Origin of the sequence: Streptomyces griseobrunneus, from assembly GCF_046713465.1 — a bacterium.
Taxonomy (GTDB): Bacteria; Actinomycetota; Actinomycetes; order Streptomycetales; family Streptomycetaceae; genus Streptomyces; species Streptomyces microflavus.
Map to the genome: position 1 here is coordinate 2,754,391 of NZ_CP177080.1, position 23,418 is coordinate 2,777,808.

Sequence of the window (23,418 nt, forward strand, 5' to 3'; positions counted from 1 at the left end):
ACGCGCGCGTGGTCACTCCCCGAGGAGTCCGCCGCCGCCGGGCCGCTCGCCCGGCTGCCCGTCGCTCTCCCCGGGCTGGGGCGGCACCTCGGGGCTGGTGGGCGGCGTGGTGGACGGCGTGATGGTCGGCGGGGCCGACGGCGTGGTCGGGGTCTCGCTGGGCGTCTCGCTCGGGGTCTCCGACGGCTTCTCGGACGGCGAGGGCTTCTCGGACGGGGTGGGCTCCTCCGACGGCGTCTCCGAAGGCGTCGGAGGAGCCGGGACCTCGCCGCGCTCCACGTCCTGGAGGTCGAACCGGGCGTCCGAGCCGCCGCCGAGGGCGCCGAGCGTGTAGTCCGCCCAGATGCGGGCCGGGAAGCCACCGCCGTTGGCCCGGCCGGAGTTGGCCGTTCCGGTGAGGGAGACCTGCTTGCGGCCGCCGTCGCCCTCGCCGAAGAGGGCCACGACCGTGGTCAGTTCGGGGGTGTACCCGGCGAACCAGGCCGACTTGTTCTCCTCCGATGTGCCCGTCTTGCCCGCCGCCCGGTAGGCGGAGGTGTTGGCCGCGCTGCCGGAGCCTGACTTGACGACCCCGGTGAGCGCGGAGGTCACGGTGTCGGCCGACGCGCGGCTGATCGACTGCTCCCGCTTGGGCGCCGCCGGCTTCACCGTACGGTCGCGGTGCTCGGCGGACTGGAGGATGTGCGGGGTGACCTTCCGGCCGTGGTTGTCGAGGGTCGCGTAGACCCCCGCCATGTCCCAGGTCGAGGCGTTCATGGTGCCGAGGGTGACGGCGGGGCGCTCGGGGAAGTTCTTGTCCGGTACGCCGAGGGCGAGCGCCGTCCGCTTGGTGGCGGCAGGCGTCACGTCCACGATCATCTGCGCGAAGACGGAGTTGACCGAGCTGTTCATCGCCTTCTGGACGGAGATCGGACCGTAGCTCCGGTCGTCCTCGTTCTGCGGGCTGAACGGGGTGTCGCTGCCCACGACGGGCCGCTTGCTGGTGCCGTCGTAGACCGTGTTCAGCCCGATCAGGCTGCCGTCCTGGGTCTTCGACTCGTTCTCCAGGGCGGCGGCGAGCACCAGCGGCTTGAAGGTGGAGGCCGGCTGGTAGTCCTGGCGGGTGGCGTTGCTGATGTAGTGCTTGACGTAGTCCTCGCCGCCGTACAGCGCGACGACCTTGCCCGTCTTCGGGTCGACGGAGGTGGCGCCCGCCTGGACGGTGGCGTCGACCTTGCTGCCCTCGCGGTCGAGCTTCGACTCCAGCTCCTTCTCCACCGACTTCTCCAGCTGCCGCTGGCGCTTCTTGTCGATGGTGAGGGTGAAGGTCCAGCCGCCGGCCTCACGGTCCTCGGCGGAGATGCCCTGCTTGTCGAGCTCCTTGTTGACCGCCTCGACGAGATAGCCGGTCTGGCCCTCCATGCCCTTGGCGGGCTTGGGCTTCTGCGGGACGGGGAACTCCTGCTTCGCCCGCTCGGCTTCGCTGAGCCAGCCCATCTCGACCATGTTCTTCAGGGTGTAGGCCCAGCGGTCCTTGACCAGGCGCTTGCCGGTGTCGGTGGCGGTGGCCCAGTCGTACTGGCTGGGGGCCTGGAGGAGGGAGGCGAGGTAGGCGCCCTGGGAGACGTTCAGGTCCTTGGCGTCGATGCCGTAGTACGCCTGGGCGGCCGCCTGGATGCCGCTGGCACCGCGTCCGTAGTAGGCGGTGTTGATGTACCCGGCGAGGATCTGCCCCTTGGACTGCTTCTGGTCCACCTTCAGCGAGATCACCAGCTCCTGGAGCTTGCGGCTGATGGTGGGGTCCTGTGTCAGGTAGTAGTTCTTCACGTACTGCTGGGTGATGGTCGAGCCACCCTGCTTGCCCTTGCCGCTGAGCGTGTTGATCAGACCGCGGGTCGTGCCCTTGAGGTCGACGCCCTGGTCCTTGTAGAAGGTCTTGTTCTCCGCGGCGACGAAGGTGTGCTGCACCTCCTTGGGCACCTGGGCCAGGTCGACGATCTGACGGTTGACGCCGCTGTTGGACCGGGCGAGGAGCGTGCCGTCGCTGTACTGGTAGACGTTGCTCTGCCGCTCGGCCAGGGCGTTGGGCGCGGGCACGTCGACGTACAGGTAGAGCGCCCCGAAGGCGCCCATGCCCAGCAGGATGATCCCGAAGAACGTGCCCAGCAGCTTCTTCCACGTGAAGAGTCTGCGTATGCCGCCGCTCTTCGCAGCCCGGCGCGATTCCCGCGCCTGAGCTCGTCGCGCATCCGCTCGACCCATTGCTGTGTTGCTCCCGCTTCTCTGCTCGACCGGCTCGCTCGGTTCACCCAGTCCGTTCAGACCTGCCAGCTAACACCGTCGGCAGAGACAAAAGGCAAGCGATCCAGTCTTTTCCGGACGTGACAATCAGCACCCGTTCCCAGGGGAACCGACTCCTCAGGGGTGCACAAGGTTGCGAGAACCATTAATGTGTAATCACATTGATAGCGCGGCGGGAGCCGCGCGGAACGGGGGAACCCATGACCGGACAGCACGACGGCCACAGCCCGGACAGCACGGCGGCCGGCCTCGACATCGACGCCCCCGACATGCCCGCACCGCAGGTCACCGAGGTCACGGCGCACTCGATCCCGGGCGGCCTGGGGCTGCTGCTGACGGTGGTCGGGGTGCTCGCCGGTGCCGGCCTCGCGATCGTCGGCGGTGTGATCGGGTCGGGCGGCAACAACGCCGTCGGCGTCCCGCTCCTCGTCGTCGGCATACTGCTCGTGATCACCTCGTTCTTCTGCATGAGCGGTGTGAAGATGGTCGCTCCGGGCGAGGCCCGGGTGATCCAGCTCTTCGGGCGGTACGTCGGCACCATCCGCGCCGACGGACTCCGCTGGATCAACCCGCTGACCTCCAGCCGCAAGATCTCCACCCGGGTCCGCAACCACGAGACCGCCGTCCTCAAGGTCAACGACGCCTACGGCAACCCGATCGAACTGGCCGCGATCGTCGTCTGGAAGGTCGAGGACACCGCCCAGGCCCTCTTCGAGGTGGACGACTTCCTGGAGTTCGTCGCCACCCAGACCGAGGCGGCGGTCCGGCACATCGCGATCGAGTACCCGTACGACGCCCATGAGGAGGACGGCCTCTCGCTGCGCGGCAACGCGGAGGAGATCACCGAGAAGCTGGCCGTCGAGCTGACCGCCCGGGTGAAGGCGGCGGGCGTCCTGATCATCGAGTCGCGCTTCAGCCACCTCGCGTACGCCCCCGAGATCGCCTCCGCCATGCTCCAGCGCCAGCAGGCCGGCGCGGTCGTCGCCGCCCGCCAGCTGATCGTGGAGGGTGCGGTGGGCATGGTGGAGATGGCCCTGAGCCGGATCGCCGAGCAGGACATCGTGGAGCTGGACTCCGAGCGGAAGGCGGCCATGGTCAGCAACCTGATGGTGGTGCTGTGCGGTGACCGCGCGGTCCAGCCGGTCCTCAACACGGGCAGCCTCTACCAGTGACCGACCAGACGCCCGGCCGGCGGACGCCGGACTCCCGGCCGCGGCAGCGCAAGCAGATGCTGCTGCGGCTGGACCCCGCGGTGCACGACGCGCTGGCCCGCTGGGCCTCCGACGAGCTGCGCAGCGCCAACGCGCAGATCGAGTTCCTGCTGCGCCGGGCGCTGAAGGAGGCGGGGCGGCTGCCGGGCACGGCGGCGCCGATCGCCCGCCGGGGGCGGCCGCCCAGACGGCCGCCGTCGCCGGAGGAGCCGGAGGCCCCGGAGGCCCCGGAGGCCCCGCCCGGAACCGACGCGTAGGAAGCTCCCCGCCGACCCGTAGGACGCGCCCCCGGCCCGCCACCTGGGCCGAGGGTGCTTTCCGGACGGGTATACATGCCGGGTATACACCGCGTGTACAGTGCTTCCCATGTCTATCGGTCACACCCTCCTCGGGCTCCTGGAGTCCGGCCCCCGCCACGGCTACGACCTGAAGCGGACCTTCGACGAGAAGTTCGGCCAGGACCGCCCGCTCCACTACGGCCAGGTCTACTCGACGATGTCCCGGCTCCTGAAGAACGGACTCGTCGAGGTCGACGGAGTCGAGAGCGAAGGGGGGCCCGAGCGCAAGCGGTACGCCATCACGGACGCCGGGATCACCGATGTCTCGCGCTGGCTGATGCAGCCCGAGAAGCCGGAGCCGTACCTCCAGTCGACGCTCTACACCAAGGTCGTCCTCGCGCTGCTGACCGGTCGCAGCGCCTCCGACCTGCTGGACTCCCAGCGCTCGGAGCACCTGCGGATGATGCGCATCCTCACCGACCGCAAACGTAAGGGCGACCTCGCCGACCAGCTGATCTGCGACCACGCCCTGTTCCACCTGGAAGCCGATCTGCGGTGGCTGGAACTGACCGCCGCCCGTCTCGGCCAGCTCGCCAAGGTGGTGGCCCCGTGATCCCCGAAGGCTCCCTGCTCGCCGCCCACGACCTGCGCAAGACCTACGGCTCGACGCCCGCCCTGGACGGCGCCTCGTTCTCCGTGCACCCGGGCGAGGTCGTCGCCGTGATGGGGCCCTCCGGCTCCGGCAAGTCGACCCTGCTGCACTGCCTGGCCGGGATCATCACCCCGGACTCCGGCACCATCACCTACGCGGGCCGCGAGCTCTCCGCGATGTCGGACGCCGAGCGCAGCGCCCTGCGCCGCAGCGACTTCGGTTTCGTCTTCCAGTTCGGCCAGCTCGTGCCGGAGCTGACCTGCGTGGAGAACGTCGCGCTGCCGCTGCGGCTGGACGGTGTGAAGCGGAAGGCCGCCGAACGGACCGCCCGGGAGTGGATGGAGCGCCTGGAGGTCGACGACCTCGCCGCCAAACGCCCCGGCGAGGTCTCCGGCGGCCAGGGGCAGCGCGTCGCCGTGGCCCGCGCCCTGGCCGGCTCCCCGAAGGTGATCTTCGCGGACGAGCCGACCGGCGCCCTGGACTCCCTCAACGGCGAGCGGGTCATGGAGCTGCTCACCGAGGCCGCGCGCTCGTCCAGCGTCGCCGTCGTCCTGGTCACCCACGAGGCCCGGGTCGCCGCCTACTCCGACCGTGACGTCACCGTGCGCGACGGCCGGGCCCGCGAGCTGGAGCACGCCGTATGACGCTGCTCGAATCCCGTGACGCCCCGGCCGCCGAACACCATCGCCCGCAGCCGCCCTCGCGCGGTGCGGCCACCCTCCGGGACCTCGGCCTCGGCATCCGGTTCGCCGCGGCCGGGGGCCGCGAGGGCTGGATCCGTACGCTGCTGACGGCGGTCGGCGTCGGGCTCGGGGTCGCGCTGCTGCTGCTCGCCTCCTCCGTACCGCATCTGCTCGACGAACGCGCCGCGCGGGAAGCGGCCCGCAGCGAGACGCGGATCTCCGACTCGCCCGACACGAACGCCGTGAAGTCGGACAGCTCGGTGCTGCGGATCAACGCGACCACCGAGTACCACGACCGGACCGTGGCGGGCTATCTGATGCGCGCCGACGGTTCGGCGCCCGTCCGCCCGCCGGGGGTCGCCCGCTTCCCCGGGGCGGACGAGATGGTGGTCTCCCCCGCCCTGAAGGAGCTGCTCGCGGCCCCGGGCAACGAGCTGCTGCGGGAGCGGCTGCCGTACGCGATCACCGGCACGATCGGTGACACCGGGCTGCGCTCGCCCGGTGAACTCCTCTACTACGCGGGCAGCGACACCCTGACCCCCGCCTCCGGCGGCCACCGGATCTCCGGGTACGGGAACTCCCTCGACGGCGAACCGCTCCCGGCTCTGCTGGTCGTGCTGACCGTGATGGTCTGCGTCGTGCTGCTGGTACCGGTCGCGATCTTCATCGCCACCGCCGTGCGCTTCGGCGGCGACCGGCGCGACCGCAGGCTCGCCGCGCTGCGCCTGGTCGGCGCCGACATCCGTACCACCCGGCGCATCGCCGCCGGGGAGGCGCTGTTCGGCGCGGTCCTCGGGCTGCTGATCGGACTGGTCTTCTTCCTGGTGGGGCGGCAGTTCGTCGGCGCGGTGGAGATCTGGGACGTCAGCGCGTTCCCGGCGGACCTGGTGCCCGACGCCCTGCTGGCGCTGCTGATCGTCGTCGCGGTGCCGCTCACCGCCGTGCTCGTCACGCTGGTCGCGATGCGCTCGGTGGTGATCGAACCGCTCGGTGTCGTACGCCGCGGCCGTGACCGGGGCCGCCGGCTCTGGTGGCGTCTGCTCATGCCGCTCGCCGGTCTGGCGGTGCTCGGGTTCACGGGCCGGGTCGGTAAGTACGAGGTGGTGAACCCGTTCCCGATCGCGGCCGGTGCCGTGCTGGTGCTGGTCGGTCTCGCCCTGCTGCTGCCCTGGCTGGTCGAGGCGTGTGTGAACCGGCTGCGCGGCGGCCCGGTGCCCTGGCAGCTCGCCACCCGCAGGCTCCAGTTGAGCAGCGGGGCCGCCTCCCGCGCGGTCAGCGGGGTCACGGTGGCGGTGGCGGGGGCGATCGCCCTGCAGATGCTGTTCGCCGCGATGAACGCCGACTTCAACCGGATGACCGGTCAGGACCCCACGCGGGCCCAGTTCGCCGCGTACTCCCAGAAGGTCACGGACGAGGCCGCCACCTCGGCCATCGAGCAGTTCCGCGCCACCAGGGGCGTCGAGCTGGTGATCGGCTCGGTGGAGACGTATGCGGCAAAGCCCGGCGTCTACGCCGAGGACGACATCCCGCCCACGACCTCGCTGACCATCGGCACCTGCGAGACCCTGCGCGAGCTGGCCCGGATCGGCACCTGCCAGGACGGCGACACCTTCGTCGTCCACCCGGAGAACGACAAGGACATGTCCCACTGGGTCGACCAGGCCGCCCGCAAGGGCAAGGTGGTCGAGATCGGCTCCGGGGACGGCAAGCCGGTGCGGTGGACGCTGCCCGCCGACTCCCCTACCGTGACGGGGCGCACGGACCCGATGGGTACCCCTCACTACGGGATCATGGCCACCACCGGCGCGATCGACGCGGGCAAGCTGCCCGCCGCAACGATCACGGCCCACATCCGGGTCGACCGGAGCGTGCCGGACGTCGCCGAGCATGTACGCAACACGGCGGCCCGGATCGATCCCGGCATGCGCTTCGTGACCCTGGACTCGGTGGAGCGCGACCGGCAGTACGCCAGCATCCAGACCGGCCTCCAGGTCGGGGCGACCGTGGTGCTGCTGCTGATCGCCGCGTCGATGCTGGTCTCACAGCTGGAGCAGCTGCGCGAGCGCAGGCGGCTGCTGTCGGTGCTGGTCGCCTTCGGCACCCGGCGTACGACACTGGGCTGGTCGGTCCTGTGGCAGACCGCCGTCCCCGTCGTGCTCGGCCTCGCGGTGGCGGTCGCGGGCGGGCTGGGACTCGGCGCGACGCTCGCGTGGATGACCGAGAAGAGCGTCTCCGACTGGTGGCTGTTCCTGCCGCTGACGGGCGCCGGAGCGGCGCTGATCCTGCTGGTGACGGCGTTGTCGCTGCCCTCGCTGTGGCGGCTGATGCGGCCGGACGGGCTGCGCACGGAGTAGCGGGACAGGCCGGTGCGGCCGGGAGGAGGTCTCCCGGCCGCACCGGCGTCCGTTCACCCGTCGGGCGCGTCCACCACCCGCACCGGGAGCGGCTTCATCGCCCCGCGCAGCGCGGCGCCGAACTCCTCGAACTCGCCGCCCCGCGCCGACCCGGCCCGCATCGCCAGCGCCACCCGCCGGGTGGGCGCCGGGTGGGCGAAGTACCCGGTGGCCAGGGCGTCGTTGCGCGCGGTCTCCACCGTCACCGCGGTGCGCGGGAGCAGCGTCACCCCGAGCCCGCCCGCCACCAGCTGGACGAGGGTGGAGAGCCCGGCGGCGGTCGTGGTCACCGGCGCCCCCTCCGTACGCCCCGCCTCCCGGCAGATGTCCAGGGCCTGGTCGCGCAGGCAGTGGCCCTCGTCCAGCAGGAGGAGCGGCAGTTGCCGCAGCGCCTCGCGCGGGATGTCGGCGCGGCCGCCGAGCCAGTGGTCCTGCTCCATGACCAGTACGAAGTCCTCGTCGAAGAGGGGGATCTCGCTCACTCCGGGGACCCCGAGGGGCACGGCGAGGAGCAGCAGGTCCAGGCGTCCGGCGGCGAGCCCCTCCAGCAGGGAGGAGGTCTGCTCCTCGTGGACCTGGAGGTCGAGGTCCGGGTAGCGGTCGTGGACCAGCCGGAGCACGGTCGGCAGCAGATAGGGGGCGACGGTCGGGATCACGCCGAGCCGGAGCACCCCGGTGAACGGCGCCCGGGCCGCCTCCGCCTCCTCCATCAGCGCCGCGACGGCCTCCAGCACGGTGGCGGCCCGCACCGCGAGCCGCTCCCCCGCGGGCGAGAGCAGCACCTTGCGCGTCGTACGCTCGATGAGCTGGACACCCAGTGCCTCCTCCAGGGTGGAGACGGCTCCGGAGAGTGCCGGCTGACTCATCCCGATTGCTGCCGCCGCGTCCCGGAAGTGCAGATGCTCCGCCACGGCCGCGAAGGCGCGGAGCTGCGACAGACTGGGCTGCTTGGCGGCCGACTTACCGGACTGCTTCGGGCGTATGCCCTGTTTTCCCTGAGCCACTGATAGGCACCTCCGATCATCACGACCGAGTGTAGCTATTTCCCTGATCAATGCACTCTGTGCCAAGGTGGATCTCGTCCAACCCTCAGGAACTCCCCCATAAGGGGAATTCCAGACGTTGCAAGGAGAGCGCGTGCTCACTGTCGGTGACAAGTTCCCCGAGTTCGACCTGACTGCTTGTGTTTCGCTGGAGAGCGGCAAGGAGTTCGAGCAGATCAACCACAAGACCTACGAGGGCAAGTGGAAGATCGTCTTCGCGTGGCCGAAGGACTTCACCTTCGTGTGCCCCACCGAGATCGCTGCTTTCGGCAAGCTGAACGAGGAGTTCGCCGACCGGGACGCCCAGGTCCTCGGCTTCTCCGGTGACTCCGAGTTCGTGCACCACGCCTGGCGCAAGGACCACCCGGACCTGACCGACCTGCCCTTCCCGATGCTGGCCGACTCGAAGCACGAGCTCATGCGTGACCTCGGCATCGAGGGCGAGGACGGCTTCGCCCAGCGCGCCGTCTTCATCGTCGACCAGAACAACGAGATCCAGTTCACGATGGTGACCGCCGGTTCCGTGGGCCGTAACCCCAAGGAGGTCCTGCGGGTCCTCGACGCCCTGCAGACCGACGAGCTGTGCCCGTGCAACTGGACCAAGGGCGAGAACACCCTCGACCCGGTCGCGCTCCTCTCGGGCGAGTGAGCTGATACCCATGGCTCTCGACGAACTGAAGTCCGCCGTACCGGACTTCGCCAAGGACCTGAAGCTGAACCTCGGTTCGGTCATCGGCAACAGCGACCTCCCGAAGCAGCAGCTGTGGGGCACCGTGCTGGCCTGCGCGATCGCCTCGCGCTCGCCGCGGGTGCTGCGCGAGCTGGAGCCCGAGGCGAAGGCCAACCTCTCCGCCGAGGCGTACACCGCGGCGAAGTCGGCGGCCGCCGTCATGGCGATGAACAACGTCTTCTACCGGACCCGGCACCTGCTGTCGGACCCGGAGTACGGCACGCTCCGCGCGGGCCTGCGGATGAACGTCATCGGCAACCCGGGCGTCGAGAAGGTCGACTTCGAGCTGTGGTCGCTCGCCGTCTCGGCGATCAACGGCTGCGGCCAGTGCCTGGACTCCCACGAGCAGGTGCTCCGCAAGGCCGGCGTGGACCGTGAGACCATCCAGGAAGCCGTCAAGATCGCTTCGGTGATCCAGGCGGTCGGTGTGACCCTCGACGCCGAGGCCGTACTCGCCGAGTAGTCACCCGCACCACCCCTGATACCGGAAGAGCCCCGAGGACGACCGACCGTCCCCGGGGCTCTTCTTCGTCTCCGTGCGCCGTGCGCCTACTTCTCCGGCGGCCCGCCCTCCGACGGGCCCCGCCCGGCCGGCGGCTCCGGGGGCGCGGCCGGGGTGACGGGCTCGGCGCCCGGCTCGTCCGGAACCGTCTGCCGCGCGGCCGGCGCCGGTGTCGGGGCGACCCCCGGCGCGGTGGCCCCATGCTGGCCTCCGGCCGCGCGCGGGGCACCGTAGGACCGTAGATAGCCGACCACCGTATTGGTGACCGCGACCAGCGGTACGGCGACCACCGCACCGCCGATGCCCGCGACCAGGCCGCCCGTCGCCACCGCGAGGACCACGGCCAGCGGGTGGACCCGCACCGCCCGGCCGAGGATGAACGGCTGGAGGATGTGGCCCTCGATCTGCTGCACCGCCAGGACCACCACCAGCACCATCAGCGCGGTGAACACGCCCTCGGTGACCAGCGCGACGACCACCGCCAGCGCTCCGGAGACCACGGCACCGATCAGCGGGATGAAGGCGAACAGGAAGATGAAGACGGCCAGCGGCACCGCGAGCGGCACATTGAGGAAGTACAGGCCGAGGCCGATGAAGATGGCGTCGATCAGGGCGACGAGCACTGTGCCGCGTACGTAGGCGGTCAGGGTGCGCCAGGCGCGCGGGCCGGCGCCGGCGACCCCGGGGCGGGCCTGGGCGGGCACCAGCTTGAGCGTCCACTCCCAGATGCGCCTGCCGTCGTAGAGCAGGAAGAGCGTGGAGAACATCGCCAGCAGCAGGCCGGTGAGGAACTCCACCATCACCGTGACGCCCTGGAGCCCGGCGGAGGTGATCTCCTCCGTGTTGGTGCCGATGGTGTCGTTGAGGTTCTTGGCGATGTCGTTGATCTGCGACTCGGTGACGTGGAAGGGGCTGTCCAGCAGCCAGCGCTTCAACTCGTCGATGCCGTCACGGACCCGGTCGGAGAGCGTGTCGAGGTTCTCCATCACCTGCCACACCACGAACCAGCCGACCAGGCCGATGATGACGAACCCGAGCACGGCCGTCACAGCGGTGGCGAGCCCGTGCGGCAGCCCGAACCGCTTGAGACGGACGACGGTCGGCTGGAGCATCGCGGTGACGAGCAGCGCGGCGGCGAAGGCGAGGACGACCAGCTGCACCGCGCTGATCACCTGCATCAGCACCCAGAGGGTCCCCGCGAGGACGAGCAGCCGCCAGCCCGCCTCGGCCGCGACCCGCATCCCCCACGGAATCGCCGCGACCGGATCGGGCCTGGCGGCGACGGAGGGGGCGTACGAGGGCGGCGCGGGCACCTGCCCGGGGTCCGGCACGTCCGAGGGCGTCCCGGTGCCACCGGGGGGATCGTCGGCGGCGGCGCGCGCCCGGCGCTCTTCCAGGCGTGAGCCCAGTTCCGTCAGTTCGGACCCGAAGCGGCCCAGCCAGCCCGGCAGTTTCGACATGTCTCTTTCCCTTCCCCCAACTTCGCTCCCCAGCGCTGCCAGGTTCGCCGGATGCGACCGTACACGCGCGAAGCCCCCCGCCGCGTTTCGCGGTGGGGGGCTTCGGCGGGACTGTTCGCCCCTAGTACCAGTTGTTGGCCTGCCAGAAGGACCAGGCGCCGCACGGGGAGCCGTAGCGGCTGTCCATGTAGCTGAGGCCCCACTTGATCTGGGTGGCCGGGTTGGTCTGCCAGTCGGCACCGGCGGAGGACATCTTGTGGCCCGGGAGGGCCTGCATCAGTCCGTACGCGCCCGAGGACGGGTTGCTCGCGCGGTAGTTCCAGGTCGACTCGTGGTTCACGATGTTGCTGAAGCACTGGAACTGGTCCGCGGGGACCATCTGACGGGCCATCGCCTTGACGTCGGCCACGCTGTAGGAGCCCTGCGCGGAGAACGAGGAGGCGTCGCGGACGGAGGACCGGCTGGCGCGCTCGGCCTCTTCCTTCTTCGCCTCCTCCGCGGCCTGCCGCTTGGCCTCGGCCTTCGCCTCGGCATCCGCCTTCTTGGACTTGGCGTCCTTGGCGGCCTGCAGGCGGGCCGATTCCTCGGCCGACTTCTTCGCGGCGGCGTCGGCGGCGGATGCCTGGGCATCGGCCTGCTGCGTCAGCGAAGCGGTCTGGACCTGGGCCTGCTGGCCCGCGGGGATGTCTGCGAGCAGCGTGGTGTCGGCTGCGGCCGCCTCGAAGTTGTTGTCGTCGGCGGCAGGTGTGCCGCCCGCAGCAACGCCTACGACGGCGCCTACGGTGGTGACCGCGGTGGCAGATGCCACGGCGAACCCCCGGACCGAGATCCGGCTCACATGGTGTCCTTCCAGCATCGTCCGCTTAGGTGACCTCGCGGGCGCAATCGTGCCCCTGGCACTGGCCTCCCTACTGCGTGGGTCACGGGAGGCACGGGCCCGTTGGGCAACCCCGTTGAGAGGGTTGCCACGTGGTACTCGCGGGCGGCATACGGGCGTCTCATGTTGAGTTGTGTGGTGCGTGGCACCTCTGGAGGTGCCCAAGTGCCGTATGCGGGGCCTGACGGAAGCAAGACTCTGCCGGACAGGGACGCCACAGGGCAATTCTGTGTTGCGTGGGAAAGGTCACACCCCGTTTGGGCCATCGGTTTTACGGAAATGACGGCGCAACACGATGCCGCCCGGCTAAGCTCCTTGGCTCGCCGGGCGGCATCAACAGGACATGCAGGTCAGATGTGGCCTTCCTCCAGCATTTCGGTCACCAGTGCGGCGATCCGGGAACGCTCCGAACGTGTGAGCGTCACATGGGCGAAGAGCGGATGACCCTTCAGCTTCTCGACCACGGCGACCACTCCGTCGTACCGGCCGACCCGGAGGTTGTCCCGCTGGGCCACGTCATGGGTGAGCACCACACGTGAATTCGCCCCGATCCGCGACAACACGGTCAGCAGGACGTTCCGTTCCAGCGACTGCGCCTCGTCGACGATCACGAACGCGTCGTGGAGCGAGCGGCCGCGGATGTGGGTGAGCGGCAGGACCTCCAGCATCCCGCGCCCCAGCACCTCCTCGATGACCTCGCGCCCGGCGACCGCCGACAGGGTGTCGAAGACCGCCTGCGCCCAGGGGCTCATCTTCTCGGCCTCGCTGCCGGGGAGATAGCCGAGCTCCTGGCCGCCCACCGCGTACAGCGGGCGGAAGACCATCACCTTCTTGTGCTGCTGGCGCTCCAGCACCGCCTCCAGGCCGGCGCAGAGGGCGAGGGCCGACTTGCCGGTGCCGGCCCGGCCGCCCAGCGAGACGATGCCGACGTCCTCGTCGAGCAGCAGGTCGAGGGCGATCCGCTGCTCGGCGCTGCGGCCGTGGATGCCGAAGGCCTCCCGGTCGCCCCGCACGAGCCGCACATTGCCCTCGGCCGTCACCCGGCCGAGCGCCTTGCCGCGCTCGGACTGGAGGACCAGCCCGGTGTGGACGGGCAGCTCGGCGGCCTCGGGGACGTACAGCGTCTCCTCGGTGAAGAGCAGGTCGACCTGCTCCCCCGAAAGGGACAGCTCGGTCATTCCGGTCCAGCCGGAGTCGGTGATGGCGAGTTCGGCGCGGTACTCCTCGGCGAGGAGGCCGACCGAGGAGGCCTTGATCCGCAGGGGCAGGTCCTTGGAGACGACCGTGACGTCGTACCCCTCCGCCTGGAGGTTGCGGGCAACCGCGAGAATCCGTGAGTCGTTGTCCCCCAGCCGGTAGCCGGCGGGCAGGACGCCGGGGTCGGAGTGGTTGAGTTCGACACGGAGCGTCCCGCCCAGATCCCCGAGCGGGATCGGGGCGTCCAGCCGGCCGTACCGGATCCGGAAGTCGTCCAGCAGGCGCAGGGCCTGCCGGGCGAAGTATCCGAGCTCCGGATGGTGCCGTTTGGCCTCCAGCTCCGTGACCACCACGATCGGCAGCACGACTTCGTGCTCGTCGAAGCGGGCCATGGCACCGGGGTCGGCCAGCAGGACGCTGGTGTCGAGAACGTATGTGCGCCTGTCGGGCATGCGGCGCTTAGTACTGGTCACCACGGAAGGACGTACCCCCTCGGACGAGGTCGGGGAGTGCGACGAACGGTCGCGGAGCTTCCCGAAGGGAGAGGACGGACCGGGATCGGGCCCCTGTGCGCGGGCCGGACCACGGCCTCCGCGTCGGCCGCAGGCTGTCTACGGTCCTTCGTGTGCAAAGGGCCTCCCGGGCGAGCGGACTGGGTGCCGCTCACTTGGATGCGACATCCGCCTGGTTGGTGACCGGATGTCGACCTGTCAGGGGTATTCCCTGTTCGGCCCGAAGCCATGCCGCTGCATATGACACGGTGCGGAGAAGTCCCGGTGGACGCGCGATGACTCCCCTATATAGAGGAGTCATCGGCGGTACGGGTGAGGGGGGCCGTTCAAGCCCCGTAGCGCCGGTGGCGGGCGGCGTAGTCGCGCAGCGCCCGCAGGAAGTCGACCTTGCGGAAGGCCGGCCAGAACACCTCGCAGAAGTAGTACTCCGAATGGGCGCTCTGCCAGAGCATGAACCCCGACAGGCGCTGCTCGCCGCTCGTCCGGATCACCAGGTCGGGGTCGGGCTGGCCCCGGGTGTAGAGGTGCTCTGAGATCAGGTCGGTGGAGACCACCTCCGCCAGCTCCTCGAAGGTCGTGCCCCGCTCCGAGTGCTCCAGGAGCAGCGAGCGCACCGCGTCCGCGATCTCCTGGCGGCCGCCGTAGCCGACGGCGACGTTCACGATTATCCCGTCGACCTGGGACGTGGACTGCTCGGCCTCCTTGAGCACCAGCTGCGTCTCGGCGGGCAGCAGGTCGAGCGTGCCGACGTGGTGGACACGCCAGCGGCCGTCGGCGGCGAGATTGCGCACGGTGTTCTCGATGATGCCCAGAAGCGGCTTCAGCTCGTGCACGGGCCGGTCGAAGTTGTCCGTGGACAGCATCCAGAGGGTGACGACCTCTACATCGGTCTCGCTGCACCAGCCGAGCAGCTCGGAGATCTTGTCCGCGCCCGCCTGGTGGCCCTGCACGGCCGATCCGCCGGACGCCTTCGCCCACCGCCGGTTGCCGTCGAGGATGACCCCGATGTGCTTCGGCACCTGGTCGTGGTCCAGGCGGCCTTCCACCCGGCGCGCGTAGAGCCTGTACACCAGGTCGCGGAAGTTCACTGAGTTCACCCTCTCGGTTCCGTACGGGCCCGTGGCCCGCCCTCCCCGTCGCCGGGGGTCCGGGGTCCACCCCCGCAGGGGAGCGCTGCGCGGTCCGCACGGACCCGCGCGGGCATGAGCCGCGCCGCACATCGGCATTCCCCGAAGCCGCCACATTACTGCGATCGGGTCACGGGGGCCCAACCCGGTCTGTCACAACTCCGTGATAAGGAGGGAAAGTGACTGATTACCTCTCCCCCGACCTCTACTACCGCGCTGCCGACACGCGCTACGACTCCATGGAATACCGCCGCACCGGACGCAGCGGCCTCAAGCTGCCCGCCCTCTCCCTGGGCCTGTGGCACAACTTCGGCGACGACCGGACGCTCGATTCCCAGCGGGCGATCCTGCGCCGTGCCTTCGATCTCGGGGTCACCCACTTCGACCTGGCCAACAACTACGGGCCGCCGCCCGGCTCGGCCGAGCTGAACTTCGGCAAGCTGTTCGCCCAGGATTTCGCCCCGTACCGGGACGAGCTGGTCATTTCCACCAAGGCCGGCTATCTGATGCACCCCGGCCCGTACGGCGAGTGGGGCTCCCGCAAGTACCTGCTGTCCTCGCTCGACGCCTCGCTGAAGCGGATGGGCCTGGAGTACGTCGACATCTTCTACTCCCACCGCTTCGACCCGCACACCCCACTGGAGGAGACGATGGGCGCCCTGGCGTCCGCCGTGCGGCAGGGCAAGGCGCTGTACGCGGGCGTCTCCTCGTACAACGCGGAGCAGACCGCCGAGGCGGCCCGGCTGCTCCGGGAGATGGGCGTCCCGGCCCTGATCCACCAGCCGTCCTACTCAATGATCAACCGCTGGATCGAGGACGACGGCCTGCTCGACACCCTGGAGACGGCCGGAATGGGCTGCATCTCCTTCGTGCCGCTCGCCCAGGGCCTGCTCACGAACAAGTACCTGGCGGGCATCCCGGAGGGCTCGCGCGCCACCCAGGGCAAGTCGCTGGACCCGGGGCTGCTCTCGGAGGAGGTGCTGCGCCGGCTGCGCGGCCTGAACGACATCGCGCAGGGCCGCGGCCAGTCGCTCGCCCAGCTGGCCATCGCGTGGGTACTGCGCGACAGCCGTATGACGTCGGCCCTGATCGGCGCGTCGAGCGTGAAGCAGCTGGAGGAGAACGTGGCCGCGCTGTCGGGACCGGCCCTGACGGCGGCGGAGCTGAAGGAGATCGACACCTTCGCCGTGGACACCGAGGGCACCAACATCTGGGCCGGACGGGGCTGAAACCGGGGCACTCATGCCGGGGCTCTCATGCCCCGCCAATGACACCTGGTCAGTCACCCCCGGTCACTGACGCCCGGTCAGGAGAGCTTCGGGACGGCGGGGCCGGCTCCGCCCAGAAAAAACGGGCCGGTCCGTGGGGGGATACGGACCGGCCCGAGGGGGGGTTTCCACCATAACCCTTCATAAGTCCTGCTGGGTGCCACGCCACTCCCCAACTACTCTCCGGATTCACCGGACTCCGCTGCGGGCAGCCACGGCACCCTCCGGCCCGCGCTCACGGGCCCGGATTCGCCCCCGGTATCGAGGGGGTGCCCCAGGGCGCGGCCTTGACGCCACGCCTTGCGGTTGCGGACAGGTTCTGACCTGAAGAGGTCTTAGGTTCGGTCCATGACGACCCGAGCCCGTGCGACCGTGACCGTGACCTGGCCCGAGGCGAACGCCCGGAGGTCGGCCCGCCAGCACCTGTGCGGTCCGGTGCCCGGAGTCTCCCCCGCCGAGGCGGCCGGCGCGATGCTCGGCGCGCACGCCCAGGTGCTGTCGGCGGCCGAGCTCTCGGTGGGGCTGCGCGGCGAGGGTCTGACACGCACGGACGTGCGTACGGCTCTGTGGACCGACCGGACCCTGGTCAAGACGTTCGGCCCGCGCGGCACGGTCCACCTCCTGCCCGCGGCGGACCTGCCGATGTGGACCGGCGCGCTCTCCGCCGTACCGACGGGCCCGAATCCGTTCCCCGGGGACACCCGGATGACCCCCGAGCAGGTGGAGGAGGTCGTGGCGGCGATCGGGGAGGCCCTGACCGGGGCGGAGCTCACGGTCGACGAGCTCTCCGATGAGGTCGTCGACCGGACCGGGCCGTGGGCCGGGGACCTGGTGATGCCCGGGTTCCAGCAGATGTGGCCGCGCTGGCGGCAGGTCCTGCACCTGGCGGGCCACCGGGGCGCACTGGCCTACGCCCCGAACCGGGGCCGCCGGGCGACGTACACCAACCCCGGGTACACCCCGCTGCCCGGCCCCCAGGCGCAGGCGGCTCTGGTGGAGCGGTACCTGTACGCGTACGGTCCGGCCACCCCGGCCCACTTCGCCCGGTGGCTCGCCGCGCCGAAGCGGTGGGCGGACGGGCTGTTCGCCTCGCTGGCCGCGTCGGGGGCGATCGAGGAGGTGGTGTTCGAGGACGCCGGGCCCTCCTGGGTGGTGGCGGGCGACACGGACTTCCCGGCCGGTCCGGTACGGGGAGTGCGCCTGCTCCCCTACTTCGACGCGTTCACGATCGCCTCGCAGCCCCGCGAGCGGCTCTTCCCCGGCCGGGCCTTCGAGCGGGCGCTCGCGGGCGGGCAGGCGGGGAACTACCCGGTGCTGCTGGTGGACGGCACGGTCGCGGGAGTCTGGCACCAGCGCCGCTCGGGGAAGCGGATCGCGGTGACGGTGGAGCCGCTGGAGCCTCTTGCCGCGCCGCGGCTGCGGGCGCTGGAGGACGAGGTGGAGCGGGTGGGGGCGATCATGGAGGGGCGGGCGGAACTGACGGTGGGGACGGTGACGGTGGGGCCGCACGCTTAGGGCTCGGTGGCGGTGGGCGCCGCATGCGTACGTGGACCAGTGGCGGTGGGACCGTACGCGGGGGGCTCAGTGGCGGTGGGGCCCCCGCGTAGGGGCTCAGTGGCGGTGGAAGCGGACCGCCAGCGTGTCCCCCGCCGCGACCACGAAGTCCCCTTCCTCGCACCGGATGACCGCCTCGTGGACCTCGCCGTTGCCGTCCCTGCGCTCCAGCGTGCCGACGACCGTCCAGGCACCCTCGTACGGCACCGGCGGCAGCTGGGTGAGTGGAGCGTGCTGCCACTGGTTCGCCGGTACGCACCAGTCGGGCAGCAGCGGCCAGGTGCCCGGGGTGATGCGCAGCGTCCAGTCGGAGGTGCAGGTGAGCAGGACGGACTGGCCCCGGTCGATCACGAACTCCACGGCCTCCGGCTCACCCGCGCGCCCCTCGGGCCGGTAGAAGACCCCGTGCACAGCGGTGATCCGGGAGCCCGTGAGCCAGTCGGAGTTGCCGCTCCGAGCGCGTCCGGCCGGGCCGCCGCACTCTTCCCTCTCCACCGTCATGGCCGCTCCCCGTCTCCCTCGCTGTGCCTGCTCCCACTGAGTAGGACGGCGGCTCGCACGATCGCGTTGCCTGTGGGGCAAAGCTGAACTGGCGTCCGGTGTAAGCAGGTTGACACCTCTCGATACGTCACAGGGGCTTGCGGGCCTCAATCAGGAAGCGCGTGGTGTGGGCGAGGAACGGGCCCTCCTCCTCGATCTGCCGGTGCAGTGCGGCCAGTTGGGGCCGGTACCGCTCGACGGTGAATCCGGGCACCATCCAGATCACCTTGCGGAGGAAGTAGACCACCGCGCCGATGTCGGAGAACTCGGTGCGCAGCCGCTCGGGCCGCAGGGCGACGACGTCCAGCCCGGCCGCCTCGGCGGCGGCGCGCGCGTCCTCCGGGTCGCGGCCGCGGCGCACCTCGGGCGGCTGCGGGCCGAGGAAGTACTCGACGAGTTCGAAGACGCTGGCCGGTCCGACCTGCTGCGAGAAGTACGTGCCGCCGGGGGCGAGCACCCGGGCGATCTCCTCCCACCAGGTGGTCACCGGATGCCGGCTGACCACCAGGTCGAAGGCCCCGTCGCCGAAGGGCAGCGGCGGCTCGTCCGCGTCCGCGACGACGACGGCACCGAGGGGGTGCAGGAGCGCGGTGGCGCGGGCGATGTTCGGCGGCCAGGACTCGGTGGCCACGGTGACCGGCGGGAGCTTGGGCGCGGCGGCCAGCACCTCGCCGCCGCCGGTCTGGATGTCGAGCGCGGCGCGGGCCTCCCCGAGCCGGTCGGCCATGGCCCGGGCGTACCCCCAGGAGGGGCGCTGCTCGGTGGCCCTCCCCTCCAGCCAGGAGAAGTCCCAGCCGTCCACGGAGACGGCGTCGGCCTCGGCGACGAGGGCCTCGAACCGGTCGCGGGAGGCAGGGGAAGCGAAAGGCGGCAGAAGCTGAGAAGGCGGAGACGGATGAGAAGGCGGAGGGGACTGTTCGGACATACGGGAATCGTGTCAGGCCGGGGGTGGGTGGCGCGAATGGATTCCGGGGCGTACGCGGGCGGCTTGCGGGCCGGGCCCTGGGCTCAGGCCGCCAGGGCTCCCAGCAGGATCCCGGTCAGCGCCCCCGCGATCATGAACGGGCCGAACGGGATGCCCGTCCTGCGCCCCGCCCGGCGCAGGAGGACGAGCCCGAGTCCGTACGCCGCGCCGAACAGGAACCCGGCGAACCCGCCCAGGAACAGCAGCTCCCAGCCGTACCAGCCGAGGGCGACGCCCAGGGCGAGGGCGAGCTTCACATCGCCGAAGCCCATGCCGTCGGGGTTGATGAGGAAGAGCAGGAAGTAGAAACCGCCGAGCGCCGGGCCGCCGAGCAGCGCGGAAGTCCAGGATCCGGCGTGGCCCGGGAGCAGGGCGGCCCCTCCCAGCAGCAGGACGGCCGCGGCGGCCAGGGGCAGGGTGAGCGGATCGGGCAGCCGGTGGACGCGGCGGTCGACGGTGGCGAGGAGCACGGCGACGGGCGTCAGCAGCAGCCAGCCGACGAGCTCGGGCCGGGCCCCCGTGGCGGCGGCGAGCCCGGTACAGGCGAGGACGGTGACCAGGGGCGCGAGGGCCCCGGGGGCGTACGGGACGGGGGCCTCGGCCTCGTCTCCGTACGGCGGCACGGGGGTCTGCGCGCGCGACCCGCAGGCGGGGCAGCGGGCCGGGCCGAACCAGCCGCCGAGCGGACCGGTGAACGCGTGCCCGGCCGGGCACTCGGTGCGCCAGGGTTCCTCGGGTTCGACGGCGAACCGGTACGCGGCGCGCGGGATCAGCAGTCCGGTCACTCCACCCCAGACAGCGGCGACGGCGAGCAGCACGAGGTCCACACCACGACCCTAATCGGCCGCGCGAACAGGGGGCTTGGGCCCTGGGGCCCACTCCCGGCCGTTCGGGACCCAGGCGGCGGCGCCGGGGGCTACGGTCGGTGCCCATGAGGACTTGGCGTGATGGCGAGGGGACGCTGACGGTCGGCGGGGACGCGGGGGCCCGGGGGGTGCCGCTGCGGATAGCGGCCTCGTACCGGGCCCGCACCCGGGGGCTGCTCGGGCGGGACGGGATCGACGGGGCGCTGATGCTCACGCCGGCCGGGAGCGTGCACACCTTCCGGATGCGGTTCGCCATCGATGTGGCGTACCTGGACCGGAAGTTCACCGTGCTGGCGGTCCGCACGATGAAGCCCGGCCGGCTCGGCCTGCCCCGGCTGCGGTCCCGCCATGTGGTGGAGGCGGAGGCGGGGGCGATGGAGCGGTGGGGGGTGCGGCCGGGCGTACGGGTGGAGTTGCGGGCGGCGGGCACGTCCTGGGGAAGGCCCACGCCCGGCACCTCCTAGGGCGGGCCCGCGCCGAGCAGGGTCCAGGCCCCGAAGGCCGCTGACGCGCAGGCGAGTACGGCGAGTACGGCAGCGGTGCGCGCCCCGCTCCGCAGCCGTACCAGAGCAACGGCGGGCGGGAGGAGCAGCGGGAAGGCGGGCATCATCAGACGCGGCCGCGAACCGAAGTATCCGGCGCCGATCAGCGAGATCACGACGATCGCGATGCCGTAGACGAGGACGGGCAGCGGCTGGCGCTGCCGCACGCAGAGCAACACGAGCCAACCGAGCAGCCCGAGCGCCGCGCAGAGCCCGAGGGCGGCGGGCAGCGGGAGCCCGGCGATGAAGGCGGCGAGCGCGCGTCCGCCGTCGATGCTGTTGCCCCACTGCGCCTGGACCTCGAAGTACGCGAACGGGCTGCCTTCGCGCACGCCGACGAAGACCACGTACGCCAGCCAGCCCAGCGGTGCGAGCGCCACCCCGGCGATCATCCGGGCGTTGCGGCGGAGCACCGGACCGGTCCGCTGTCCGGCGCGGACCTCCCGTACGAGCGTGACGGCGGCGGCGATCGCCAGGGCCGCGATGAGGGCGGCGGCCGAGGGCCGGGTGAGCCCCGCCAGTACGCAGAGGGCACCCGCCACGAGCCAGCGGCCCTTGAGGACGGCGTACAGCGCCCAGGCGGCCAGTGCGGTGAAGAGCGTCTCCGTGTACGCCATCGACTGGACGAACGCCGTCGGGTACACGCCCCACAGTGCGGCCAGCACCACCCCCGTACGCCGCCCGTGCAGCTCTGCCCCGACGGCGAAGATCCCCCAGGCGGCCAGCAGCCCGGCCGGCCAGGCGACCAGGAGCCCGGCGCCGCCGAGGGTGAGCGGGGTCACCTCGGAGATCCCGCGCTCCAGGGCGGGGAGGAGCGGGAAGAAGGCCAGGTCGGAGTGGAGGGCGCCGTCGGGGAGGGTGGCGGTGTAGCCGTACCCGTCCTCGGCGATGCGCTGGTACCAGACGGAGTCCCAGCGCCCGCTGAGCCGCGCCAGGGGGTCCTTGCCGGAGCTCCGGGCGGCCACCCAGAAGACCAGGAGCCCCAGGGCCCGGACGGCGGCGTAGACCGCGAGCGCGGGCGCGGCGGCCCGGAGAGCGGCGGCCGCCCGGGGGCCGGGGGCACGGGGGTGCCGGGCCGGGGGGCCGGGCGTCCGGGTACGGAGCTGGTGGTCGGACATATTGCCGATTATGTCCTCCGGCGGGTGGCGCCCCGCCCTCGGTGCCGCCCCGGCCTGGGCAGTGGCCCGGCCTCGGCGCCGTCGCGGCCCGGCGGTCGTCCCGCCCTCGTCAGCCGATCGCCGGCCGGAGGGGCGGGCGGGTGCCGAGGCCGCGGCCGACGAGAGGGGCCACCGTGCGGATCAGCTTCAGCTGGGCGGAACGTAAGACGCGCACGGTCGTCTCGTCGGACCAGCCGGTCGTGGTGGACCACTCGTAGCCGGAACCGACCACGTCGCTCGCGAAGGCAAGCTCGGTGGCGAGGAGGGCCCGTGCCCAGTCCATCGGCTCCAGCGCCTCGTGGGCGATCAGGGCGGCGCGGATCCGCAGCGAGCGGTAGTGGAGATCCTCCGTACCGTCGAAGCCCATGGCCACGGCGAACTCCTCCGTGGAGCGGGCCGGGCCGCACCACTCGATCAGTCCCAGCTGCAGGAGCCGGGACTCCTCGTCGGTCAGTGTCAGCTGCTCCGCGGTCTGCACGTCCGTCATCACCCTCTGGTCGTCCGCCCGCCCACGGGGGCCGTGGGGAGGACACCGGGGCGAACCTTGATCGGTTACGAGGAAGGACGCTAACTCCCTTACCCGGCAGGCGTCTTGGGCCCGAGGACCCATGCCTCCGGCACATGCGGACGCACCTCCGCTCCCGCCGCCTCACAGGCTCGGCACGGCGCTCCCGAACACCTTCCACGGCGAGATCGTGACGGAGTCCGTGGCCGTCAACTGCGGGTGGCTGGAAGCGATTTCCTCCCGTACGGCGACCGCGTCCGGCCAGGCGTCGAGCTGTGCGGAGCCATCGATGACGACGCCGTCCCAGTCGGTACCGGCCGTCGCGCCGTCCCGGTCGAGGACGAAGCCGATGCAGAGCACGGACGCCCGGCCGACGGTCCGCCGGATGGCACTCACCGCCCGCTCCCGCACGACCGGCGGCAGCTCCCCCACGGAGAACTCGACGGCGACGACACCGCTGCGCGCACGCCGTATGCGCACCAGGAGATCGGGCCCCTCGTCCACCCACAGCCGGAAGCCGACTTCCTGGAGTCTTCGCAGACCGGAAAGGGAGAGAAGCTGCTCCCGCGTCACGGGTGAACGGGCCCCGGACGAGGGGAGGTCCAGGCTGACGAGCACGGTACGGCCGGTCAGGGGATGTCCCGGGCGAAGACCTTCTGCTTCCAGGTCACCCAGTAGCGTCGCGGCATCCAGCCGGGTCCAGCCCAGGTGGTACGAGTAGAAGAACCCGGCACTCATCGACACCCCACCCCCCCATCACGGCATGATCCTAATAATTCGCGTGCGCAAACACAAGAGCAGGTGGACACCGGTACGTCCGAGCGTACCGAGCGGCAGGAGACGTGGCGTGGGCCCAGGGACCCACGAGCGGCCCACAGGGCGGAGGGAGCGGAGCCACCGGGCTTCCCGTGAACGGACTTGGGCCCGGCTTTGGGGCCGGGGGCCCGCGCCGGGGACGTATTCCGGCCGTACGCTCACGGCCGACAGGCGGCACGCGCGCAGTTCGGGTGCCGGGTGCCGGGTTACGGGTTCGGAGAAAGGGTGAACCGTGAGCGGTGGGGGCGGGGGCTGGGGAGA

The 23,418-nt window shown here is 71.3% G+C and carries 22 protein-coding genes; 10 read left to right on the top strand and 12 right to left on the bottom strand.

Annotation, left to right across the window (positions count from 1 at the left end; genetic code table 11):
• Positions 1–12: 12 nt before the first annotated feature.
• The gene (locus ACK8N7_RS12050) at positions 13–2,241 is read right to left on the bottom strand and encodes a transglycosylase domain-containing protein (RefSeq protein WP_403209261.1); all 2,229 of its coding nucleotides are present in this window, start codon (positions 2,239–2,241) and stop codon (positions 13–15) included.
• 239 nt (positions 2,242–2,480) lie between these two features.
• Here ACK8N7_RS12050 and ACK8N7_RS12055 point away from each other — a divergent pair, with 239 nt between their 5' ends.
• From ACK8N7_RS12055 to ACK8N7_RS12075, 5 genes are all read left to right on the top strand, one after another.
• Positions 2,481–3,452: an SPFH domain-containing protein gene (locus ACK8N7_RS12055; protein WP_500442223.1), complete on the top strand. Its 972-nt coding sequence runs from the start codon at positions 2,481–2,483 to the stop codon at positions 3,450–3,452.
• Positions 3,449–3,748: a type II toxin-antitoxin system antitoxin gene (locus ACK8N7_RS12060; RefSeq protein WP_403209257.1), complete on the top strand. Its 300-nt coding sequence runs from the start codon at positions 3,449–3,451 to the stop codon at positions 3,746–3,748. The genes ACK8N7_RS12055 and ACK8N7_RS12060 overlap by 4 nt, the downstream gene beginning before the upstream one ends.
• A 109-nt stretch (positions 3,749–3,857) precedes the next feature.
• Positions 3,858–4,382 carry a PadR family transcriptional regulator gene (locus ACK8N7_RS12065; protein WP_015611050.1) on the top strand — a complete coding sequence of 175 codons (525 nt, stop codon included), beginning with the start codon at positions 3,858–3,860 and terminating at the stop codon, positions 4,380–4,382.
• Entirely contained in the window at positions 4,379–5,065 is a 687-nt protein-coding gene (locus ACK8N7_RS12070) for an ABC transporter ATP-binding protein (protein ID WP_500442226.1), read from the top strand. Before ACK8N7_RS12065 ends, ACK8N7_RS12070 begins: the two co-directional genes overlap by 4 nt.
• Positions 5,062–7,458: an ABC transporter permease gene (locus ACK8N7_RS12075; RefSeq protein WP_500442228.1), complete on the top strand. Its 2,397-nt coding sequence runs from the start codon at positions 5,062–5,064 to the stop codon at positions 7,456–7,458. Before ACK8N7_RS12070 ends, ACK8N7_RS12075 begins: the two co-directional genes overlap by 4 nt.
• A gap of 53 nt (positions 7,459–7,511) precedes the next feature.
• Here the strand turns inward: ACK8N7_RS12075 and ACK8N7_RS12080 are convergent, their stop codons facing one another.
• On the bottom strand, positions 7,512–8,501 hold the full coding sequence (locus ACK8N7_RS12080) for a hydrogen peroxide-inducible genes activator (protein WP_403209251.1): 990 nt from the start codon (positions 8,499–8,501) through the stop codon (positions 7,512–7,514).
• Positions 8,502–8,634: 133 nt separating this feature from the next.
• Between ACK8N7_RS12080 and ACK8N7_RS12085 the strand changes: the two genes are divergently transcribed.
• Positions 8,635–9,189, top strand: a complete 555-nt coding sequence (locus ACK8N7_RS12085) for a peroxiredoxin (protein WP_007452441.1) — start codon at positions 8,635–8,637, stop codon at positions 9,187–9,189.
• 10 nt (positions 9,190–9,199) lie between these two features.
• Entirely contained in the window at positions 9,200–9,733 is a 534-nt protein-coding gene (locus ACK8N7_RS12090) for an alkyl hydroperoxide reductase (RefSeq protein WP_329218569.1), read from the top strand.
• Between the two features lie 86 nt (positions 9,734–9,819).
• On the opposite strand, the gene ACK8N7_RS12095 is transcribed toward ACK8N7_RS12090, so the two are convergent.
• The 4 genes from ACK8N7_RS12095 to ACK8N7_RS12110 form a co-directional block, all read right to left on the bottom strand.
• Complete coding sequence (locus ACK8N7_RS12095; protein ID WP_403209249.1) at positions 9,820–11,232, bottom strand: AI-2E family transporter; 1,413 nt, start codon at positions 11,230–11,232, stop codon at positions 9,820–9,822.
• A gap of 121 nt (positions 11,233–11,353) precedes the next feature.
• Positions 11,354–12,070, bottom strand: coding sequence for an aggregation-promoting factor C-terminal-like domain-containing protein (locus tag ACK8N7_RS12100; RefSeq protein WP_403209247.1), 717 nt, complete (start codon positions 12,068–12,070; stop codon positions 11,354–11,356).
• 389 nt (positions 12,071–12,459) lie between these two features.
• Positions 12,460–13,782 (bottom strand): RNA 5'-3' helicase PhoH2, encoded by a 1,323-nt coding sequence (gene phoH2, locus ACK8N7_RS12105; RefSeq protein WP_403209245.1) that lies wholly within the window; start codon positions 13,780–13,782, stop codon positions 12,460–12,462.
• Positions 13,783–14,144: 362 nt separating this feature from the next.
• Complete coding sequence (locus tag ACK8N7_RS12110; protein ID WP_403210056.1) at positions 14,145–14,906, bottom strand: isoprenyl transferase; 762 nt, start codon at positions 14,904–14,906, stop codon at positions 14,145–14,147.
• A 218-nt stretch (positions 14,907–15,124) separates the two neighbouring features.
• Between ACK8N7_RS12110 and mgrA the strand changes: the two genes are divergently transcribed.
• Together mgrA and ACK8N7_RS12120 are read left to right on the top strand one after the other, a co-directional pair.
• Entirely contained in the window at positions 15,125–16,174 is a 1,050-nt protein-coding gene (gene mgrA / locus ACK8N7_RS12115; RefSeq protein ID WP_356176679.1) for an L-glyceraldehyde 3-phosphate reductase, read from the top strand.
• A 387-nt stretch (positions 16,175–16,561) separates the two neighbouring features.
• Positions 16,562–17,728 (top strand): winged helix DNA-binding domain-containing protein, encoded by a 1,167-nt coding sequence (locus ACK8N7_RS12120; RefSeq protein WP_500442231.1) that lies wholly within the window; start codon positions 16,562–16,564, stop codon positions 17,726–17,728.
• 96 nt (positions 17,729–17,824) lie between these two features.
• On the opposite strand, the gene ACK8N7_RS12125 is transcribed toward ACK8N7_RS12120, so the two are convergent.
• The 3 genes from ACK8N7_RS12125 to ACK8N7_RS12135 form a co-directional block, all read right to left on the bottom strand.
• Complete coding sequence (locus ACK8N7_RS12125; protein ID WP_403209239.1) at positions 17,825–18,268, bottom strand: hypothetical protein; 444 nt, start codon at positions 18,266–18,268, stop codon at positions 17,825–17,827.
• Positions 18,269–18,395: 127 nt separating this feature from the next.
• Positions 18,396–19,232, bottom strand: coding sequence for a class I SAM-dependent methyltransferase (locus tag ACK8N7_RS12130; RefSeq protein WP_500442232.1), 837 nt, complete (start codon positions 19,230–19,232; stop codon positions 18,396–18,398).
• An 83-nt stretch (positions 19,233–19,315) separates the two neighbouring features.
• Complete coding sequence (locus ACK8N7_RS12135; protein ID WP_403209235.1) at positions 19,316–20,098, bottom strand: prepilin peptidase; 783 nt, start codon at positions 20,096–20,098, stop codon at positions 19,316–19,318.
• Positions 20,099–20,202: 104 nt separating this feature from the next.
• Here ACK8N7_RS12135 and ACK8N7_RS12140 point away from each other — a divergent pair, with 104 nt between their 5' ends.
• Complete coding sequence (locus ACK8N7_RS12140; protein ID WP_403209233.1) at positions 20,203–20,601, top strand: DUF192 domain-containing protein; 399 nt, start codon at positions 20,203–20,205, stop codon at positions 20,599–20,601.
• Here ACK8N7_RS12140 and ACK8N7_RS12145 read toward each other — a convergent pair.
• From ACK8N7_RS12145 to ACK8N7_RS12155, 3 genes are all read right to left on the bottom strand, one after another.
• Complete coding sequence (locus ACK8N7_RS12145) at positions 20,598–21,797, bottom strand: putative hexosyltransferase (RefSeq protein WP_500442234.1); 1,200 nt, start codon at positions 21,795–21,797, stop codon at positions 20,598–20,600. The genes ACK8N7_RS12140 and ACK8N7_RS12145 overlap by 4 nt on opposite strands.
• A gap of 109 nt (positions 21,798–21,906) precedes the next feature.
• On the bottom strand, positions 21,907–22,323 hold the full coding sequence (locus ACK8N7_RS12150) for a hypothetical protein (RefSeq protein ID WP_403209229.1): 417 nt from the start codon (positions 22,321–22,323) through the stop codon (positions 21,907–21,909).
• A 162-nt stretch (positions 22,324–22,485) separates the two neighbouring features.
• The gene (locus tag ACK8N7_RS12155; RefSeq protein ID WP_403209227.1) at positions 22,486–23,079 is read right to left on the bottom strand and encodes a hypothetical protein; all 594 of its coding nucleotides are present in this window, start codon (positions 23,077–23,079) and stop codon (positions 22,486–22,488) included.
• Positions 23,080–23,418: the final 339 nt, after the last annotated feature.

Bases quoted from the DNA above. Each gene is read 5' to 3' on its own strand.
- ACK8N7_RS12090 (WP_329218569.1), top strand. From the start codon at position 9,200: ATGGCTCTCGACGAACTGAAGTCCGCCGTACCGGACTTCGCCAAGGAC.
- ACK8N7_RS12140 (WP_403209233.1), top strand. From the start codon at position 20,203: ATGAGGACTTGGCGTGATGGCGAGGGGACGCTGACGGTCGGCGGGGAC.
- ACK8N7_RS12095 (WP_403209249.1), bottom strand. From the start codon at position 11,232: ATGTCGAAACTGCCGGGCTGGCTGGGCCGCTTCGGGTCCGAACTGACG.
- ACK8N7_RS12130 (WP_500442232.1), bottom strand. From the start codon at position 19,232: ATGTCCGAACAGTCCCCTCCGCCTTCTCATCCGTCTCCGCCTTCTCAG.
- ACK8N7_RS12075 (WP_500442228.1), top strand. From the start codon at position 5,062: ATGACGCTGCTCGAATCCCGTGACGCCCCGGCCGCCGAACACCATCGC.
- ACK8N7_RS12155 (WP_403209227.1), bottom strand. From the start codon at position 23,079: ATGAGTGCCGGGTTCTTCTACTCGTACCACCTGGGCTGGACCCGGCTG.
- ACK8N7_RS12150 (WP_403209229.1), bottom strand. From the start codon at position 22,323: ATGACGGACGTGCAGACCGCGGAGCAGCTGACACTGACCGACGAGGAG.
- ACK8N7_RS12125 (WP_403209239.1), bottom strand. From the start codon at position 18,268: ATGACGGTGGAGAGGGAAGAGTGCGGCGGCCCGGCCGGACGCGCTCGG.
- ACK8N7_RS12055 (WP_500442223.1), top strand. From the start codon at position 2,481: ATGACCGGACAGCACGACGGCCACAGCCCGGACAGCACGGCGGCCGGC.
- ACK8N7_RS12145 (WP_500442234.1), bottom strand. From the start codon at position 21,797: ATGTCCGACCACCAGCTCCGTACCCGGACGCCCGGCCCCCCGGCCCGG.
- ACK8N7_RS12050 (WP_403209261.1), bottom strand. From the start codon at position 2,241: ATGGGTCGAGCGGATGCGCGACGAGCTCAGGCGCGGGAATCGCGCCGG.
- ACK8N7_RS12120 (WP_500442231.1), top strand. From the start codon at position 16,562: ATGACGACCCGAGCCCGTGCGACCGTGACCGTGACCTGGCCCGAGGCG.
- ACK8N7_RS12065 (WP_015611050.1), top strand. From the start codon at position 3,858: ATGTCTATCGGTCACACCCTCCTCGGGCTCCTGGAGTCCGGCCCCCGC.